This is a genomic window from Hymenobacter monticola, from assembly GCF_022811645.1.
Classification (GTDB): Bacteria; Bacteroidota; Bacteroidia; order Cytophagales; family Hymenobacteraceae; genus Hymenobacter; species Hymenobacter monticola.
This window is the reverse complement of sequence record NZ_CP094534.1, coordinates 3,329,696-3,344,417: the sequence shown is the minus strand read 5'-3', so window position 1 is coordinate 3,344,417 and position 14,722 is coordinate 3,329,696. Positions and strand designations below refer to the sequence as shown.

The 14,722-nt window shown below is 59.1% G+C and carries 15 protein-coding genes; 9 read left to right on the top strand and 6 right to left on the bottom strand.

Going from position 1 to position 14,722, the window contains the following annotated elements; translation table 11 throughout:
• Positions 1-13 precede the first annotated feature (13 nt).
• Both MTP16_RS13860 and MTP16_RS13855 read left to right on the top strand, forming a co-directional pair.
• Positions 14-694, top strand: coding sequence for a hypothetical protein (locus MTP16_RS13860; RefSeq protein WP_243510287.1), 681 nt, complete (start codon positions 14-16; stop codon positions 692-694).
• Positions 695-830: 136 nt separating this feature from the next.
• Complete coding sequence (locus MTP16_RS13855; protein WP_243510283.1) at positions 831-1,538, top strand: hypothetical protein; 708 nt, start codon at positions 831-833, stop codon at positions 1,536-1,538.
• Positions 1,539-1,895: 357 nt separating this feature from the next.
• Here the strand turns inward: MTP16_RS13855 and MTP16_RS13850 are convergent, their stop codons facing one another.
• The 3 genes from MTP16_RS13850 to MTP16_RS13840 all read right to left on the bottom strand — a co-directional run bounded on the left by MTP16_RS13850 (position 1,896) and on the right by MTP16_RS13840 (position 5,437).
• The gene (locus MTP16_RS13850) at positions 1,896-3,098 is read right to left on the bottom strand and encodes a hypothetical protein (RefSeq protein ID WP_243510277.1); all 1,203 of its coding nucleotides are present in this window, start codon (positions 3,096-3,098) and stop codon (positions 1,896-1,898) included.
• A 335-nt stretch (positions 3,099-3,433) separates the two neighbouring features.
• Positions 3,434-4,708, bottom strand: coding sequence for a tyrosine-type recombinase/integrase (locus MTP16_RS13845; RefSeq protein ID WP_243510273.1), 1,275 nt, complete (start codon positions 4,706-4,708; stop codon positions 3,434-3,436).
• 324 nt (positions 4,709-5,032) lie between these two features.
• Positions 5,033-5,437: a group III truncated hemoglobin gene (locus tag MTP16_RS13840; RefSeq protein ID WP_243510270.1), complete on the bottom strand. Its 405-nt coding sequence runs from the start codon at positions 5,435-5,437 to the stop codon at positions 5,033-5,035.
• A 224-nt stretch (positions 5,438-5,661) separates the two neighbouring features.
• Between MTP16_RS13840 and MTP16_RS13835 the strand changes: the two genes are divergently transcribed.
• The 7 genes from MTP16_RS13835 (at position 5,662) to MTP16_RS13805 (ending at position 12,134) form a co-directional block, all read left to right on the top strand.
• Positions 5,662-6,531, top strand: coding sequence for a universal stress protein (locus tag MTP16_RS13835; protein WP_243510268.1), 870 nt, complete (start codon positions 5,662-5,664; stop codon positions 6,529-6,531).
• Positions 6,532-6,882: 351 nt separating this feature from the next.
• On the top strand, positions 6,883-7,701 hold the full coding sequence (locus MTP16_RS13830) for a universal stress protein (RefSeq protein ID WP_243510266.1): 819 nt from the start codon (positions 6,883-6,885) through the stop codon (positions 7,699-7,701).
• A gap of 106 nt (positions 7,702-7,807) precedes the next feature.
• Entirely contained in the window at positions 7,808-8,590 is a 783-nt protein-coding gene (locus MTP16_RS13825) for a DUF4272 domain-containing protein (RefSeq protein ID WP_243510261.1), read from the top strand.
• Between the two features lie 427 nt (positions 8,591-9,017).
• Positions 9,018-9,392 carry a hypothetical protein gene (locus MTP16_RS13820; protein ID WP_243510252.1) on the top strand — a complete coding sequence of 125 codons (375 nt, stop codon included), beginning with the start codon at positions 9,018-9,020 and terminating at the stop codon, positions 9,390-9,392.
• A 17-nt stretch (positions 9,393-9,409) separates the two neighbouring features.
• Positions 9,410-10,144: a GDSL-type esterase/lipase family protein gene (locus MTP16_RS13815; protein WP_243510237.1), complete on the top strand. Its 735-nt coding sequence runs from the start codon at positions 9,410-9,412 to the stop codon at positions 10,142-10,144.
• A gap of 18 nt (positions 10,145-10,162) precedes the next feature.
• The gene (locus MTP16_RS13810; RefSeq protein WP_243510233.1) at positions 10,163-11,236 is read left to right on the top strand and encodes a mandelate racemase/muconate lactonizing enzyme family protein; all 1,074 of its coding nucleotides are present in this window, start codon (positions 10,163-10,165) and stop codon (positions 11,234-11,236) included.
• 220 nt (positions 11,237-11,456) lie between these two features.
• On the top strand, positions 11,457-12,134 hold the full coding sequence (locus tag MTP16_RS13805) for an SDR family NAD(P)-dependent oxidoreductase (protein WP_317244109.1): 678 nt from the start codon (positions 11,457-11,459) through the stop codon (positions 12,132-12,134).
• A gap of 6 nt (positions 12,135-12,140) precedes the next feature.
• Here MTP16_RS13805 and MTP16_RS13800 read toward each other — a convergent pair whose 3' ends face one another.
• From MTP16_RS13800 to MTP16_RS13790, 3 genes are all read right to left on the bottom strand, one after another.
• Positions 12,141-12,548 (bottom strand): hypothetical protein, encoded by a 408-nt coding sequence (locus MTP16_RS13800; protein WP_243510225.1) that lies wholly within the window; start codon positions 12,546-12,548, stop codon positions 12,141-12,143.
• A gap of 39 nt (positions 12,549-12,587) precedes the next feature.
• Positions 12,588-14,042, bottom strand: coding sequence for a phytoene desaturase family protein (locus MTP16_RS13795; protein ID WP_243510221.1), 1,455 nt, complete (start codon positions 14,040-14,042; stop codon positions 12,588-12,590).
• A 198-nt stretch (positions 14,043-14,240) separates the two neighbouring features.
• The gene (locus MTP16_RS13790; protein WP_243510217.1) at positions 14,241-14,486 is read right to left on the bottom strand and encodes a hypothetical protein; all 246 of its coding nucleotides are present in this window, start codon (positions 14,484-14,486) and stop codon (positions 14,241-14,243) included.
• Positions 14,487-14,722: the final 236 nt, after the last annotated feature.

The window sequence follows — 14,722 nt, the reverse complement described above, 5'->3', positions numbered from 1 at the left end:
CCCTATCGATACTATGATTACCCAAGCAGAAAACGCGGCTACCATTGCCGCAAATGCCCATTTTACTACACTTGCTGCCGACTACAAGGCGTTGCTTGCTGCCAATGATTTCCCGCTGACTATTGACGTGGAACTGATAAAGACAACGCTGAGAACCCAGCTTTTCCAAAAGCTGCTAGGAGCCGATAAGGGACTGAAGATGCGCTTTGATATGCTGAAGTCTAACGAGGCCCGTTTGAAGCTCATAGGCGATACCATTGACCTAACTGGGTACGATATCATTGACGACATTGCGAGTGCCGTGAAGGAGCTAGAAAGGGCCTATAACGGGGTTTATAGCCGTGGCGCTGGGTTTATCAAGAATGTGGTATCCTTCACCACATTTGCCGACGTGTGCGAACTGGATTTGGGGTTGCTGCTGGATTCAAAAACCTACGATTTTACTGGCCGTGAACATGTACTCGAATACTTCCGTGAGTTGGGCCAACACTTGCAGCAACTACGGGAAATATTGCGCGTGGCGGTTTCGTCATCCTACACGCTGGGCGACTCCTTGCACGTGCTAGGACGCTTCTACACTGGGGAGAGCGGTGAAGGGGACCTAACACCCGACCAAGGCGCGGTAATGCGTCTGGTTACCGATTTGGAAAAGGTTGGGAAGCTGGCAATGATACCCCAACCCACGGGCAAATAACCGGAAACGGGCGAAGCATGATTAACTGTCGGGACTAGAGCCCCCGGCGCTTCGCTCCCGATTCCGTGAAGGGTCTACCCACTGGGGTAGGCCCTTTTTTTGTGCCTAGCTTGCACTACTCCCCTAGCTGCTCCCAATGCCCGATTTTACATTCTCCCAAGCCATTATTCTCGGCAGTGCTGCGGCCGTTGTTACTGCCATTAGCAGCTTTCTGATTGCTCGAAACCGAAACCGCCACGAGGTGCGATTGAAAGAGTTGGATAGCAAGCAAAAAAAGCAAGATTTCCAATACTCTGTAGACTTGGACAATCAAAAGCGGAGAGCCCAAGCAGCCGAAACTATTGTCAAACAGTGGTCCCTCTTATTGAACCGGATTGAACTGCAAAGCACCTTTTACAAGCGTATCGCCAAGGATGGGTACGCGGGTAGCAATATGTACCTCTTAGCTCAGAAGTATACTGAGGATATGGCCAGCATTACAAAAAGAATGCAAGAGGAAGGCAAAGACGTGAGTGATTTGATTGACCTTTATTTCGGTATCGACCCTACGGTTGCTGAAGCGGTGGGAGTAGTGAGAGAGGAACTTGATTTGGAAAGGAAAATAGTAGTATATCAAGCCGAATTGAAGAAATGGGTAGAAAACTCCATTGCGTTGATGGGCAAAATGGTTTCTACCCAACACCCCATTACCTACATGGCTTTGGATAATGCGAACAAGGCCACTGAGCGGGCAGTAGTGTTCAAAGTGCGGCAGATTCTCGAAATCCTTGAAGCCCATGCGTGGGTACTGCGCCGGGGAATTGCAATTGTTCGCACGGAAATGAAGTACCCAGAAATCAAGTGAAGGTTACCCGGTAAAGGCGGCAGTCAACATGTTCTGCGCTCCCTCTGCGCTACTCTTTCCGCTGCGCTGCATTCCTAGCTTGGGCCCGAGGCCACGGGGCTCACCAGTCGCAGCTTGTTGCCATTCTTTCCGCTGCGCTGCAATAATGCCAAGCCCTTGCGGGCCGCTGCTCTTTCCTCTCCCGTAAGCCTTGGAATTGTTGAGGATTGAAGAACGCAAAAGGCCCCGAAGCATCTTCACAACCAGTGCCAGCCGATTGCTTTTGATACTTCAGAGCCTTTGCGAACTAACTGACTGGTATAGATTTATTTACATAGGTTTTGCTTGCTTTTGAAACGACATTGTTATTAGCAGTGCTTACGCTGCTAGTTGCTGGGGTTCTGCTGGGCTCTCTGGGGCAATCTTGGCTAGCAGTTTGGCAAGGGTTTCGGTAAGCTGGTCACGGGCCGCAATGGCGCGGGCGGTATCCAGTGCCGATTGGATGCCGGTTTCTGCATAAAAGGTAACGAGGTCTTTGAGCATTTTCTTTTGCTTTGCAAGGGTGTTAGTTGTTGGGCGGATAGCTACGGTTTTGTTGATTGCTTCCGTTGGGTAAATAGTCCAGTCTATGAGTGAAATACGGGTGCAATTGGTGGGACGTGTAGCATCCTTTTTTCTGATGTCAATCGGCCAGAACTGCTGTAGTAGCATCGATAGATAAGCGGGATTGTTAAGCTTTTCTATTTCAATGTTATAGCTCGTTATTTCGGTCTGTTTGCTTGCTTTTGAAACGGCATTGTTATTAGTAGCACGGTACACGCTCGTTTGTTCGCCCGTTTCACTCACGGCGTAGGTGCGATACTCTTTCAAGGCGCGGGCCTTGATACTGATTTCAAGGCTGTACACGGGCTTTGTGGGGTCGAGCCCGTGGGCAAGGTGCCAGTCGGAAATATACTGTTTGGGCTTGCCTTGGAGTTCGTGAGACTTGTCGTAAATCTTTACGGTCACAGTCTCGCTGTCCTTTCCGTAGTAGGTCGTATTGATGAGTTTGCCCGTGGTTGCGTCCTTGGCCCCAATAACGTGTTCGGCCTTGTCATTTTTGCGCAGTATACGTTGGTATTTGCCGTTCTTACCGGTCAGCCGCTGGATTAGCTTGGCGGGGTCACACTGCTGCGTATAAAGGCAGATATCTAGCTGGCTATGGTTTGCAATTTCCAACCCAAAAGCGCGAAGGAAAGCGGCCAATATGCTGCCGTGGCTGAGGGTATAAAATGCCTCATTTGTGACGTGCAGCGGCCGTAGATTTTTGCTGAAGCCGTACTTTTTGGTCCGGTCTGTCAGCATGAAAGCAAACGGCTGGCCACGGTATGAAATGTTCAGCCGCAAGTGATAGGCAGCGTCATTGCTGCGTTCCTTTTCAACGGTGAATTCCCCGGCTGTGTAGCTGTCTTTGCTTTCCGAGTACGTGAGGGTAAAGAGGTCTACCGGGGCGGGGCCGTCGATAGATAGGGTTGTAGCGGGTTGAACGTGTACGCGGTGTAAATCGACATTGATAGCGTAACGGTTGATAACATCTGGCACTGTTATAAAAAGGTGAACGGAAGGGGTTAGGCAGCCTTTTTTGTTGGCTGTTCGGAGACGTAAGCCTCTAGCATTTTGCGCAGCACTGCCGATAGGTTGTGGCAGTTCTGCTGAGCTGTAGCGTTAGCCTTATCGAGAAGGGCAACGGGAGCCCGAAAAGCAAAGCGTGTTGATTTTTTCATGTGGTGTCCATACCCACTAAATAGGGTGGGTATGGGTAGATAAGTGTTTGCCATTGTGGGCACACTAACTAAATATACCCCGGTTGAAAAAGCGACGAAAACAAAAAAGCCCAACCGGATAGGCTGGGCTTGCTTTCTGTTAGGGCTTGTTGTCTAGCTGATTTTCGCTAGAAAGGCAGTATTGAACTTGTCTGCCGATTCTTGTAGGATGTTGTGAGGGTTGACGTAACGAAGGAAAGCAGACATTGAGGAATGGCCGCTCCAGGATTTTACCACGTGAATCGGGAGCCCCAAGTCGAGGGCGCACGTAATGAGGGAACGCCGGGCGGTATGGGTGCTTACCGCTTCCCAAGCTTGTACCGTTTCTTCCTTTGTGCGGGCTCCTTTGTCGATAATGACGGTAACGGGCCGGTCTAAGCTGGGGACCATCTGAGCAAGCTCTTTCAGATATTTATTCTGTTTCTGGTTAGAGCGCCGGGGTAGTTCCAAGCTACCGGTTTCCGTGGTGTATTTGTTGATAACTCCCCTACCGGGTTCAAGCAAGGGAGCAGCTACGTATTTGGTTGTTTTTGTGGCTGCTATCAATACCCCTTGTGAGGTAATGTGGCTGGCTTGTAGTCTCTCAATATCGGACCAACGTAGGCCCGTCATGGTTTGGAGAATTAGCAAGTCCCGTGTCCGCTCCAAGTAGCCGCCCGTGGGTAAGTCAAGAGCTAGTATTGCCTTGATATCGGCAAAACTGAGGGTGAAAGGCTTCTTTTCTGCGAGGGTGTGAAGTGGCTTTATTTGGTCTGTGTTGAGCGCAAGGGGCTGCGACATGCCCACGTGCCGCAATACCTTTTTGAGTATCGTCACGCGCCGCCCAAGCGTTGAATTTTCGTAGTCTTGGGTTTCGCGCAGCCAGACTTGGAAGGCTTTCACGTCTTCAACCGTTATGCTGGCAGCAATTAGCTCTTTGTTGTTTGTCGCTTCGTAGTGTTTGATGCAGTTGATAAGGGTCCGGTGGGATTTAATGGTAGAGGGTGCCCAGTCGTGCCCTTCGTGCTGCATGTAGTTTTCAATGGCAGCCACCACGGTAAGCGTATCGGGCTTCGGGGCCGCTTGGGTTGCCAGTGCGGCTGTGAGTTCGGAAACGAGGGGCCACCGCTTCAACTTGCGCTCTAAGGCATCGATTACGGCGTTGGTATCGGCAAGGAGTTCGCGGGCCGTCTGTGTGTCGGTTTTGGGGTCTGGGGAGCCGTTGGCCTTGATTGTTTCCCCATCAAAGTACATGTACTCCCCTTTGGCGCTTTTCGTGTTGACAACCTTCACGCCGGTAGATATCCGCTTGAATTTGCTTTCGGGGTCCCGGTACTCGACTGTAAGCGTTGAAAGCTTGCCGTTGGGGTTACGGAGTTGCAGACTGGCAGCGGTGGTTTTGGTCTTCACGGTGGGTATTCTGAGGGGTGAAACAATACCCCAAAGGTAGTATCGCAGAGTATCGAATAAGTATCGGTTAGTATCAAAAAAGTATCGAAATGGGAAAGATTATAGAAGTAACTGGGGAGCCCAAAGAATCAAAAACCGCCTTCAAGTATCCTTAAAGCGATACTGGTAGCAATGTGTCATAATTGGGTTCGCTTCCCCTACGGACTACAAGAAAGGCGCCTCCAGAGGGCGCCTTTTTCTTTGTGTGTCAATTTGGTTGTTGATTGGCTGAGCGACTCAGCATGTGAAACCTAGAAAACAAGGCTGCGCCATTGAGCCTTGGGGCTATACTTCGTGCTTCAAAAAGCTGAGCAGCGGGCGGGGCGGGCGCTGGTACTCAAACCGTCGGGCTACCTCCTGGGCGGTGGCCTTCGCGGCCTCGGCGATGGGGCCGGTAAAGTTTTCCTCCACGGCGGCCAGGAAAAGCCGCCGCCAGCGCTGAAAAAAATCGCCCTCGGCGGGCAGCACCAGGTGGCTGGGGAAGGGCCAGCCGTCCTGGCCGCCGGTGCGGAGCAACACGCGCTGCCAGAAGGCGCGCATGGTCACGAGCGGCTGGGGCCAGTGCACCTGCGCATCGGCCTGAAAGAGCGGACCGAGCCGCTCATCCAGGCCCACTTTTTCGTAGAACGTGTGGAGCAGGGCGTTGATGTCGGCCTCGGTTTGGATGTCGGGAAGCAGGGAAGAAGTCATAGCATAAAAGAAAAGAGGGTCGAGAGCTGCACACCGGACTTGGGGCCGGAGCGCGGGTCAAAAGTCCTTGGCAATTACCCGCCGCGTACTGACCAGAATCAGGAGCGGGCCTGATTGGCGTCATGCGCCGCGTGCGGCTGGCGCTGAACTTTTGCTCTGCCTACCGAGTGGGCCGACCCTCGCCCTGGCGACGGCAGCAGTTCCTAACCCAACCTTTTTTCTTCATGAAAAACATTCTCGTTCCCACCGATTTCTCGGCCGAATCGCACCACGCTTTTGAGGTGGCCGTGCGCCTGGCGGCGCGCACCCACGGCCGCGTGCTGCTGCTGCACGCCGTGGAGCTGCCCGAAACGGCCAATTTCAGCACCTACGGCGGCCCGGTGGGCGGCTCCGAGCTGCCCAACAGCAGGGGCAGCGAGGAGGAAGTGTACGTGCTCAAGCTGTTGCAGGCCACTAAAATCCGGATGCACCGCCTCGTGGCCGAAGCCGCGGCCCTGGCGCCCGAGGTGCCGGTGCAGCACGTGGTACGGGCCGCCCGCCTGCGCGAGGCCATCGCCAACATGTTCGAGCACCACGCCGTCGACCTAGTGGTGATTGGCGCACAGGGCCATTCTGCTTCGGAGCATTTTTTCTTTGGCTCGAACACCGAGCGGCTGGTGCGCACGGCCCCCTGCCCGGTGCTGGCGGTGAAGCACCCGGCGGGCGAATTCCGGGTGCAGAAGCTGCTGTTTCCCTCCGACTTTTCGGCCGAGGCCGACCGGGCCCTGCCCGAGCTACGCCGCCTGCTGGCTCTGTTTCCCGAGGCCGTGCTGCACCTACTGTGCGTGGTGGCCGATGCCCGGCAGCAGCCGGCTGCGCTCGAAAGAATTGCCGCTTTTGCCCAGCGCCATCAGCTGGGCCGCTACGAGCCTGCCGCAACGGCGGCTGCCAGTCCCAGCGCCGGCATTACGGCTTTTGCGCAGGAAATGCAAGCCGATTTGGTGCTGCTGCCCACGCACGGTCGCACCGGGCTGAGCCGCTTCCTGCAAGCGAGCATTGCCGAAAACGTGGCCACCCACGCCTTCCCGCCGGTGCTCACGTTCCAGCTGGGTTAATGCCACGAATCATTCAGTCAAAAGGCCGGGCAACCACGGTTGGGCCTTTGGGCTTGTGAATTTTGTCAGCCCTTCAGCAGCTTTTCATCAAACCAGGAAAAGCTGCTCCTATTCGCTTGCGGCCGTTCTCTTCGCGCCAAATAAATAAGGCATGCACTTCCGGGACGGCTTGCAGGGCCAGGTAGGCGGCATGGGCGGCGCCCACGGTATCAAGGAGTATGGCCAGGTTTCGGCGGCTGGCCCCGCCAACCCATGACAAAAATCAAGCGGCCGGCTAATCCTGAACAGGTTTCGGCGTGGTCCGCGCAGGGTTCTTTGTGGCCGTCATCACCGCTCATTCCGCCCCGGCCCATGAAACCCTCCCTGCTCATCCTCACCGATTTCTTTCCGGCCGCCAACAAGGCCCTGGACTATGCCACTTGCCTGGCCGAACCCCTGAAGGCCCGCCTGGTGCTGCTGCACGTGCGCCGCGACTCCCTGCTGGACCCCGAAATGTTCACCGGCGCGAGCGCGCACGAAAGCCCGCAGGCCGCCACCCTGGCCCTGCGCAGCGCGGCCCGCCAAACCACCGTGCCCCTGGAGGCTGAAGTGGGCCACGGCCAGGTGGCGCCCGCCGCGGCCGAAGCCGTGCGCGAGCACCACCCGCTGCTGGTGGTGCTGGGCCGCCCCGACTACTCAGACACGCCCGACGAGCTGGTGCAAACCGCCTCGCTCGACCTGCTCCGCCACGCCCCCTACCCCATGCTGGTGGTGCCCCACGGCGTGGCCGGCGCGCGCCCGCCGCGCCGCGTGCTGCTGGCCGTCGACGGTGAGCCGTTCTCCTTGGGCGACCACCAAGCCGCCGCGCACCACATCCTGACCGCGCTGGGGGCCGAAGTCACCGTTTTCCACGCAGTGCCCACAACCGGCCCCAATGAGTTGCCGCCCCTCGTGCTCGATTCAGTCCTGCGCACGGGCCTCACCCTGGGGCTGTCGGCGGTGCAGTGCCACTCCGTGGTGAGCGCGCATCCCGCCACCGCCATTCTGGAAGCGGCCCAGTCGGGAGCCTACGACCTGGTGGTGCTCATGGCCCGGCGGCGCAGCTTCATGGGCCGCCTGTTCCACCGCAGCGTTACGGCGCAAGTGCTGGTGGCCAGCCCGCTGCCGGTTCTGGTGCTGCCGGCCGGCTAAGGCTTTGCCTAAGCCTCGGCCGAAACCACCCGGCCATTTGGTGGGCTAGGGCTACCTTGCGGCCATGCGCTCCGTCCCAACAATCCGGTCGGTGCGCGCTTTTTGCATGAACACTCGCCGGTTTAATTGCCTTTCGGTGGCCCAACGGCTCATTGGCTGCCTGGCCCTGGTGCTTTCGGCCTGCAACGAGCCCGCGACGCAGGAGGCCCGTACCGGAGTGCCGGTCGAGCACATCACTCCCACCCCCGACCAGCAAGCGCGCCGGGCCAGGTCGGAAGCGTACTGCCGGGCCCGTGGCGTGCCCCTCTACCACAATCCCGACGCGCTGTTCACGGATTCGGAAGCGGCAACCCGAATCCGGACCCCGGACGAGGTGGTGGACCGGGCGCTGGCGCTGTGCTTTATCGGGCTGAAGAGCGAGGGACTTTCGCCGGCACGCCTGGCAGCAATGGACCGGGCCTACCACATTTCCTCCAAGCTCTCGCCGCTGGAGCGGGCCTACGTGGAGGCGGCGCAGCCCACCCGGCAGCAGCGGCTCGACGCCAACTGGCGCTACGAGGGCCTGCACGTGCTGCTCTGGGCGCTGGGCTACGCCGACACCCTGGACTACCCCGACCACCTGTGCAACGTGGCCCACGACGCAGCCATCATCCACGACCTTTCGGAGCGGCAGTTTCGGACGCGGGCGCGGCTGCGCAGCAAGCGCGAGCTGCTGGACCAGGCCGACCTCGTGCTGCGACTTGACTGGGCCTGCAACGAGGCCCGCGTGACCCAGCAGCCGGTGGCCGGCAACCTCAATCCGGAAGTGGTAGTGGAGCGGCACCACGCCCTGAACTGGCTGATTGGCTACCTGGACCAGGCGTGGGATGACGTTTCGACCGATACCTGAGCGCTGGCCCGCGTTGCGCTTTACGCCTTTTGGAAACATGGATTGGCGCGGCACCTAATGCAATATGGGAGAAACACTTAGTAGTCTGCGGGATTAGGATAGAGCTGAGCAGTTATTGTTGCGCTGCGGTGTCCTGCCCTTGTAAGCCGTGAAGCAGGACAGCGCAGGAGAATCTGCCCGGGCCTGGCTTTTACCTTGGCCGGCCAATGCCATTCTTGCTGCCATGCGCCGGTGCCTTAAGGTCTTCTATTCCCTGCCGCTGGCCGGTGCCAAAATCACTCAGCTGCTTAAGCAGTGCCCGTATGGAATTAACGACAGTTCGGTGCAGGTGGGGAAGTAATTGAAATGAGGTGCGCCAAGTAAGTTGACTGCTTACTGACTGAAAGTAGAAGACGCTGGAGGCTATTATAACATTTAACTTCTTCGCATGAAAGTCCAACCAAATCGAATCGGCATGAGCTTGGTGGCCATATTGCTGGTATTGGCGTGCATGATAAAATCAGAAGCCACATTCCATCTAATGTATTTCGATGCAGAAAATCCCACAATACCAGCCACTGTGTTGATTGACCAGAGACCTGTTTTTCAAGTCAAAAACACCCCTTTCAAGTTTGAGGAATATTCCACAAGGCTGAGACCAGGTTTACACACCTTTGCCCTGCGGCAGGGCAATAATGTGCATACGGCAAGGTTTCTTTACCTCCATTTTAATTCAAACATTGTGGAGTTTTCATCGCAAGAGTTAGGAGGTGGATATACATGGTATGTAACCCCTCATGTAGGGGAGTTTCTACCTGATTAGGATAACTGTCCATTGCCATGAAAAAGCTTCTCCTGTTTCTGCTGCTCCTGCCGGCCCTGCTGCCCGCGCAAGCCCCGGCGGCTTCGGACAAGGCCCTCAACATCTTTACCCTGGGCGACAGCAACGGCACGTTTCCGCACAGTTGGCCCCGGCAGTTGGAACTGGCCCTGCCCCGCGCGCAAGTCTTCAACATCAGCAAATCGGGCCGCACCGTTGGCTTTGTCAACAACGGCGACAGCACGCTGAATTCGCTGCTGGTCATCGATGAGAATCTGCGGAAAGCGGCGGAGTTTACCCAGGGTCGGCCGTTCGATTTTGTGGTGCTGGAGCTGGGCACCAACGACGCCAAAGCCGTTTTTGCCGACCGCCAGAAAGAAGTACCGGCCAACCTGGAGCAGCTCATTACCAAAATCAAAACCTGCCCCTACCCCGCCATCCGCCAGGCCCGCATTATCATCATCTCGCCCCCGCCCTACGGCGCCAAAGCCGAAGCCCTGCCCAAATACCAGGGCGGCGACGCGCGGGTGCGCGCCTTGAGCACCGCCTTCCAGAAGGTTGCGAAGCGCACCCACTGTCTGTTTGTGAACGGCTACCAGACGCCGGGCCTCGACATCAACGCCATGACTGCCGACGGCCTGCACCTCGATGCCACTGCTTCCCAGTTGCTGGTGGCGCCCGTGCTGACCATCATGGCGCGGCAGGTTCGTTCCTGGCGCGCGGCAGCGCCTTCTCTATGCTGCTTCTCTATCTAAAACGCCTGTCCCTTTCACATGAATAAAATAAAGAGCTTCAACGTCTTCACCGCCAAAGCCAATCTAAAAAAACCCATTTCCGACGCCACCCACACGCTCACGGAAATCTCGTTTCTGGTGCTGCGCATCACCACCGAAACCGGCGTGGTGGGCGAGGCCTACCTGCTCAGCTTTCAGTACAGCCCGCTCGCCATTGCCGGGGCGCTGAAGGACGCCGGCAACCGGGTGCTCGGGGCCGAAGTATCGGACACGGTGAAGGTGTTCGAGCACCTCAACCACGCCAATGAGTACTTTGGCATGGAGGGCATCAACCGCTGGGCGCAGGCCGCCTACAACATTGCCATGTGGGACGCCTGGTGCAAAATCCTGGGCCAGCCCATCTGGAAAGTGCTGGGCACGTCGCGCACCGAAGTGCCCATCTACGGCAGCGGCGGCTGGATTTCCTATTCCGTCGAAGAGCTCATCGGCGAGGTGAGCGGCTATAAGGCGCGCGGCTTCCGGGCGGTGAAAATCAAGGTAGGCAAGCCCGACTGGCGCGAAGACCTGGAACGCCTGCGGCTGGTGCGCGAGGCCGTGGGCCTCGACATTGGCATCATGATGGACGCCAACCAGGGCATGACCGTGCCCAACGCGCTGGCCCTGGCCCGCGCCGCCCGCGAGCTCAACATCCAGTGGTTTGAGGAGCCCATTGCCCACGACGATTATCAGGGCTACCAGTTGCTGCGCACCCAGGCGGGTATTTCGCTGGCCATGGGCGAGCGCGAATACTCTACGCTGCCGCTGCGCGAACTGCTTCAGCGCAACGCCATCGACATCTGGCAGCCCGACATCCTGCGGCTGGGGGGAGTGGAAGCCTGGCGCAACAGCGCCGCGCTGGCCGGCAGCTTCAACATTCCGGTGCTGCCGCACTATTACAAAGACTACGACATTCCGCTGCTCTGCACCATTCCCAACGGCGCCGGCGCCGAATCTTTCGACTGGATAGACCCGCTCATCGACCACCCGCTGGAAATCGTGAACGGCCTGGCCCGTCCGCACAACCGCCCGGGCTGGGGTTTCGGCTTCAAGGATGCTGGCTTGACGGAAATTTAGCCGACCCGTGCCGTTTGTCATCCTGAGCGCAGCGAAGGTCCTTATCACGTTAGGAGTAAGATTCAAATGTGATAAGGTCCTTCGCTGCGCTCAGGATGACAGGTGATTAAATTACTACCCCACCCCCGCTATGAACCCCAAATTCAACGCCATTTTCTCCCTGCGTGGCAAGCGCATCATCGTCAGCGGCGCCTCTAGCGGCCTAGGGCTCGACTAGGCCATTACGCTGGCTCAATGCGGCGCCGACGTGTTTGCCCTGAGCCGCTCCGGCGGCATCAAGGTGGCCCAGGAAGGACTGGTGCCCGAAAACATTACCTTCCAGAAGCTGGACGTGACCAATGAAGCGGCCATCAAGGAAGTGTTCGACGCCACCGGCGCCGACGGGGGCATCGATGTGCTGATAAACAACGCCGGCATCACGCAGCGCAAGCGGGCCGAGGCACTTAGCACGGCCGAGTGGGAGGCCATTCACGCCGTGAACGTGACCAGCGTGTTCAACTGCTGCCGGCTCGCATTTCCGTACCTGAGCAAGTCGCCGCACGTCGGGCGCATCATCAACACCTCCTCGATGGCTTCCTACCTCGGGTTTGCAGAGGTGGTGCCGTATAGCTCCAGCAAGTCGGCGGTGCTGGGCATCACCCGGGGCCTGGCCGTGGAGTGGAGCCAATCGAACGTCTTGGTCAATTCTGTATCGCCCGGCTGGTTTCCGTCCGAAATGAGCCAGCAGGTGATGGACGCCGGCCGCCGGCAAAAAATCCTGCAGCGCATGCCCCTGCACCGTTTTGGCCGGCCCGAGGAGTTGTCGGCGCATGTGTGCTTCCTGGCCCCGCCCAGCGCCACCTACATCACCGGCCAGGATTTCAGCGTGGACGGCGGGGCGCTGGCGTTTGGGTTTTGAGAGCAGTTATTCAATCCATTTTTTGATTTGAAGCCGTTGCTTTCGTCTCCACCACCGCTGAAACCACGTCTTTGGCAGTGCTTCCTGAATCGATTCAACCGGCCAAGAACTCACGTACTCTTCGCCTTCATACCAAACTGCAAGCATCAGTTGCCCGGTGCGGAGAGAACAAATAAAGTCGGCTGCATCAGTTCCATCATCTGCGGGGTCGCCTTCATGCCAGCCAAAGTGGGTATGATATTCAGCAAACCCAACGGTGATTTCATCCTCCGCTGATGAAACCCAAAACTCCCACCCAGAAGGGGATACCGTATTTATTTCAAACCAATCTGCTTGCTCCGTGACTAAAGGCCGCAAGTCTGGAATTATTTCCAACAGGAAAGCTAGACTTTGCGCGGAGTAAAGTGAAAGCATGACACTAAAGTAGCAGTAGTAAGAATTGTTTCAATATCCTCACCCCTCCCCGTGCAGCGGCGGCGCGTCCAGCCCAAACACGTCGCGCAGGGCCAGGCGGGCGGCGCGGTAGCCGCACATGCCGTGCACGCCTCCGCCGGGCGGCGTGGCTGAAGAACACAGGTACAGCCCGCGCTGCGAGGTGCGGTAGTTGGAGGCGCGCAGAGCCGGGCGGGTGAACAGTTGCCCGATGTCGAGCACGCCGCCGTTGATGTCGCCGCCCACGTAGTTGGGGTTGTGGGCCTGCATCTGCAGCGGGTCGAAGGTGTGGCGGGCGAGGATGCGCTCCCGGAAGCCCGGCGCGAAGCGCTCCACCTGGCTTTCGATGGCGGCGGTCATGTCCTGGCGCGAGCCGTTGGGCACGTGGCAGTAGGCCCAGGCGGTGTGCTGCCCGGCCGGGGCGCGGGTGGCGTCGAACAGGCTTTGCTGGGCCAGCAGCACGAAGGGCCGGGCCGGGTGCTGCCCGCGCGCGGCGGCCTGCTCGCCGGCGGCAATTTCGGCCAGCGTGCCGCCCAGGTGCACGGTGCCGGCCTGGGCGCACTCGGGCGCCGCGAAGGGAATGGGCGCCCCCAAGGCCCAGTCAATCTTGAACACGCCCATGCCGTAGCGGTAGCGCCGCAGCTGCCACTGGTAGATGCCGGAGAGGCTGTGGCCGGCTATCTGGAGCAGTTGCGCCGGCGTTACGTCGAGCAGCACGGCGCGGGCTGCGGGCAGTTGCCCGAGTGAGCGCACGAAGGTACCCGTTTCGACTTTACCGCCTAGGGCGCGGAAGTGCCCCACCAGCGCATCGGCAAGGGACTGCGAGCCCCCCCGCGCCAGGGGCCAGCCGCCGCGGTGCGCCGCCATCAGCAGCACCAGGCCAATGGCTGAAGTGGTGAGGTTGCTGAGCGGCTGAATGCTGTGGGCGGCCATGCCGGCCAGCAGCCCTTTGGCTTTCTCGCCCGCGAGGCGACGGGCCAGCACCGTGGCCGGCAACAGCGCCGACAGGCCAAAGCGGGCCAGCGCCACCGGATTCGGCGGGAAACGCAGCGGGCCCAGCGCGTCGCGCACAAGACTGGGCCACTGCGCCACCAGCGGGGCCAGCAGGCTGCGGTAGGCATCGGCGTCGGGGCCGAGGGTGGCGGCGGTGGCGTCAATGGAGGTGAGGACGGCCGCAGCGGTGCCATCGTCGAAGGGGTGGGCGGCGGCCACGGGCGGCGTGAGGTAGTCGAGGCCGTACCGGGCCAGCGGCAGCGTTTGGAAGTAGGGCGAAGCGGCGGCCAACGGGTGAATGGCCGAGCAGATGTCGTGGCGGAAACCGGGCAGCGTCAGCTCGGCGGTGCGCAGGCCGCCGCCCAGCTCGTTCTTGCCTTCAATCAGCAGCACCGACAGGCCCGCCTGCTGCATGGCAATGGCGGCGGCCAGCCCATTGGGGCCGGAACCGACAACGACGGCATCATAGGTAGAATCGGGCATGTGGATGTGGTAAATAAATGCAATATGCCGTTCTAGCGTATCATTTCACCCCGGCCCCCTCTGAAGGGAAGGGGTGCCAGGCGCTCATTCAGCTTGTAGCGCCCCCTGGTACCATGACCTCCCCCGGTGGGATTGGTCCGGCTTTAAGTGGCCGACGCCGGCTACAGCGGCTGTGCCACCTCGCGCCTGCGCTTCGGCCTAGCGGGTGCCGGGCGGCGAGGGGCTTTGGGCGCCGAGGATGCGCCCGATTTTGGTGGGGGCCACAAAGGGGACCTTCTCTTTGGGCCCACGCACCCGGCGGAGGGTATCGGCGGCGGTGCTGTCGGCTACCGGGGCGGCGGCGGCGGCGCTGGCGGTGGGTTGGGAGGGCTTCTCCTGGCAGGCCCCGAGCAGGGCGCTGGTCACCACAGCCGCCCCCGCCAGAGCCATTATTTTCTTTCTCATCGTGCTTCCCAATACTTCCCGCGCCATACGGCGGGAGCCAAGGCTAAACGGGCCGCACGGCCCCAGGGTTGGCCCCAAAAAGCGGGGCCGCCGCCGCCCCGGGGCGCTTGCTAACATCCTACAACAAGTTGCCAACGCCCGGCACGGCCCCGGCCCGCACAAATTATACATTTGTCAATGGCCTGTTTCAGGCCCGGTCCATTCTCCCGGTTGCTTCCCCGTTATTAGCCCAGCAT